Below are 3,427 nucleotides of genomic sequence, written 5' to 3' on the forward strand. Positions count from 1 at the left end.
CGAACCAAGCAGCCGGATGAATGAGAGTTTTTGATTCAGTTGTATCGACTTACAGCAATAAAGCTTCAGTATATCATTTTTCTGATTACTATTATAAAATACAATATGAATTTAAATAAAATGAAAAGTGAAAATGAAAGTTGCAGTTGTCATTCCTTGCTTTAAGGTGAAAAATCAAATTTGTAAAGTCTTAGATTCTATCGGGAATGAGGTGGATAAAATTTATGTTATCGACGATTGTTGCCCGGCAGCTAGTGGTAAGTTTGTTCTTGAAAACAATAAAGATACTAGAGTCCAAGTGATTTTTAGTGAAGTCAACTCTGGAGTTGGTGGCGCAGTGATGAAAGGGTATATTGAAGCCCTAAAAGATGGTATGGATATTATTATCAAAATTGATGGAGATGGACAGATGGATCCTACATTGATACCAAAATTCATAAACCCAATAATACAAGGGCATGCAGATTACACAAAAGGAAATAGATTTAATAGAATTGAGTCTCTTATTCTTATGCCTACAATAAGAAAGTTGGGGAATGCAATATTATCATTTGTCAATAAAGTGTCTAGCGGTTATTGGAAGGTAATGGATCCAACTAATGGCTACACTGCTATCCATCGTTCAGCTCTTTTAGAACTACCATTAAATAAAATTAGCCAAAGATATTTTTTCGAAAGTGATATGCTATTTCGTTTGGGTACGATTAGAGCTGTTGTTCAAGATATATCAATGGACGCAAAATATGATGATGAAGAAAGCAGTTTAGAAGTTAAAAAAGTTATCTTTGAATTTACGCCGTTATATATTAAATCATTTTTTAAACGTATATTTTACGCATACTTTCTGCGTGACTTTAATGTGGCTAGTATAGAGTTGATTTTAGGTTCTATTATGATGTTATTTGGTTTTTGTTTCGGTGTTATTAGTTGGTTTAATTCCATTTCGACAGGAGATGTCACTTCTACAGGAACTGTAATGATAGCTGTAATGCCTATTATTATGGGTTTCCAACTCCTATTAAGCTCACTTCATTATGATATAACTAACTCTCCATTACATCCTTTGCAAAAGAAATAGAAATAAATACATTGATCGCAAAGATTTATAATGTAGAGATTGTTGGTTTTATGTGAAAGTCCTGAAGGTTGTATTTTTAGTTAAAGGTACTTGATGTGATTTCAAGGTTTAAAAAAAATAAATTCTATAGTTATATATATATATTACTCTCATTTCCATTAATGATTTACCTTGCATTTCAAGTTCCAGCATTTCAAGTTGCTGATGAAGGCAGTCATTATCAAAGAGCATACCAAGTATCACAGGGAGAGTTATTTCCACAGAAAAAATTATTGCCTAATACTGTTGACGATTATACCGTTGGCGGGACAACTAGTCCTGAAATTAGTCAAATTGAGTTAGGTTACCTCCCTATCGCATTTAAACCAGATATGAAAGTAGACACGCAGTTGTCACTGGTTTTGAATAGCATCGAATGGGGAGGAAATAGTTGGGGTGATACTCGTAATGTGAGTATATACCCCCCATTTCTATATACACTTTCCAGTTTAGGGATTATTTTAGGAAAGAGCATAGATTTATCCGTATCAGAAACCTTGATTTTGTCTAGAATATTAAACGGCTCTATCGCAATTTTATTGTCAGCAGTTGCTATTTATATCGCGAACAAAGGCGTTGCTGTTCTATTTAGTATTTTAATGCTTCCAATGACCATATCTCAAATGGCATCGGTAAGTCCGGATGCCATTTCCTTTCCACTAGCAGCATTATTTGTGGCAATGGTTAGTCGATTTGATATTGAAAAAAATAACAGGTTTAAAATACTATTAATTATTAGCTCTGTATTTTTGGTGGTAATATCAATGACAAGGCCTCCTTATATTGCTCTATCTATGGTTTTTTTTGTTTTTTCGCTAAAGTATTGGAGTGATGAGGATAAAAGAATAAAGCTTATAGGTGCTTTTCTAATAAGTTTTATCTCTGTTGTTATTTGGTCTATTTATTTGACTTTTAACGTATCTGTTCCATTTGGCCCTGAAGGGGTGTCCTATCTGTTAAGGGTTGAACAGATTTTAAGTGCACCATTTTCATGGTTTGTTTTACTATTTAATAGCTTTATAGAGAATTATGCATTCTATGCTGTATCATTTATAGGGAAATTAGGATACTTGGACGTTAAATTGCCAATATGGTATTATTTCTTCGCCGGGGTTTCATTATTTCTGATATTTTATTCTGATGTTGGAAGGCTTTGGGGGCGTAGAAAGGGGGAGGTTTATCATAAATTACTCTTGCTATTAGTAATTATCGTAGCCATTTTTAGCATTTTTCTGGTTTTGTCTATATCATGGACGCCAATGTCCAGTTCTACAATTCAAGGTGTTCAAGGACGGTATTTTATACCTATTTCTCTATTTTTATGTTTACTATGTGAAGGCGAAAAAAACGATAAAAGTGGTTGTTTAATACAGAGGTTAGGCGTGTTTTTGTTTGGTTTTATTACTATTTTAGTTGTGCCGCTGTCTGTTTTTGAAAGGTATTATTAATTGATACCATTAATATTTTCACTAGAGGTCTTATGAAAGATATTCAGCAAGTAATCAGATATCTTATTGGTGGAGGATCTACAGCAATAATAAACTGGTCTTTAGTGTATATTTTTGTTGAGTTTTTTAGATTTCATTACTTGGCCAGTATGAATTCTGCTATTTTCATAATATATTTGTACTCATACTTTATTAACAAGTATTTTGTTTTTAATAATTATGAAAAAAAACATGTTAGACATGGTGTAGGGTTTATTGTTATGCGGTTGGTCCTGTTGTTAACTATTAATATCATTGTATATTTAGGCGTCGATGTTCTTGGTTTTAACTATTTGGTATTTATAATGGCAACAATGATTGGTGAGGCAGTTGTTAGTTTTTTAATAATGAAATTTTTCCTTTTTAGACCGAGTTTCTCTGAAAGTTAGAAGGGTGATAGAATATTATGGTTTATATTAATGGTGAATAGTTAACTTGTCATTTTTGATGTGAGCGGAGTACAGCAGTCAGGTACTATCTTATGTTTATCAAAACATCGACTAGGGCTATGGTTTGCCCCTTCACAACTTATATAGTTTGAATGTTTGCCATGTTAAATGCCTCCTTTATCCACTATAATTGAAGGAAATAACTATATGAACTATTATCAAAGCTCACCACATGTTTATTAGCATAGTTTGATTTTTAACTAGAATAAATTCAACAGGTTGTATTTTATGCGTGGTAAATATAGATGAATTATTTTTTTGGATAATACACCGTATACTCGGTCAATGGTTCAGTAGTTTGTGATGAACGGTAAGATCCCCGTGCGATACCCGATCTACATCGTGATGATGGCAATTGCTCGTTACATTACTCT

The 3,427-nt window shown here is 32.7% G+C and carries 3 protein-coding genes; all 3 read left to right on the plus strand.

Going from position 1 to position 3,427, the window contains the following annotated elements:
• The first annotated feature begins 133 nt into the window (after positions 1–133).
• The 3 genes from AB4513_RS24635 (at position 134) to AB4513_RS24645 (ending at position 2,993) form a co-directional block, all read left to right on the plus strand.
• Positions 134–1,078, plus strand: a complete 945-nt coding sequence (locus tag AB4513_RS24635; RefSeq protein WP_102257554.1) for a glycosyltransferase family 2 protein — start codon at positions 134–136, stop codon at positions 1,076–1,078.
• 95 nt (positions 1,079–1,173) lie between these two features.
• Entirely contained in the window at positions 1,174–2,565 is a 1,392-nt protein-coding gene (locus tag AB4513_RS24640) for a DUF2142 domain-containing protein (RefSeq protein WP_032555302.1), read from the plus strand.
• A gap of 32 nt (positions 2,566–2,597) precedes the next feature.
• On the plus strand, positions 2,598–2,993 hold the full coding sequence (locus AB4513_RS24645; RefSeq protein ID WP_009847997.1) for a GtrA family protein: 396 nt from the start codon (positions 2,598–2,600) through the stop codon (positions 2,991–2,993).
• Positions 2,994–3,427: the final 434 nt, after the last annotated feature.

This window comes from Vibrio sp. 10N.222.54.E6, from assembly GCF_041473955.1.
In the GTDB taxonomy this organism is placed as follows: Bacteria; Pseudomonadota; Gammaproteobacteria; order Enterobacterales; family Vibrionaceae; genus Vibrio; species Vibrio tasmaniensis_A.

Coding starts and splice junctions, on each gene's coding strand:
- AB4513_RS24635 (WP_102257554.1), top strand. CDS start 134: ATGAAAGTTGCAGTTGTCATTCCTTGCTTTAAGGTGAAAAATCAAATT.
- AB4513_RS24645 (WP_009847997.1), top strand. CDS start 2,598: ATGAAAGATATTCAGCAAGTAATCAGATATCTTATTGGTGGAGGATCT.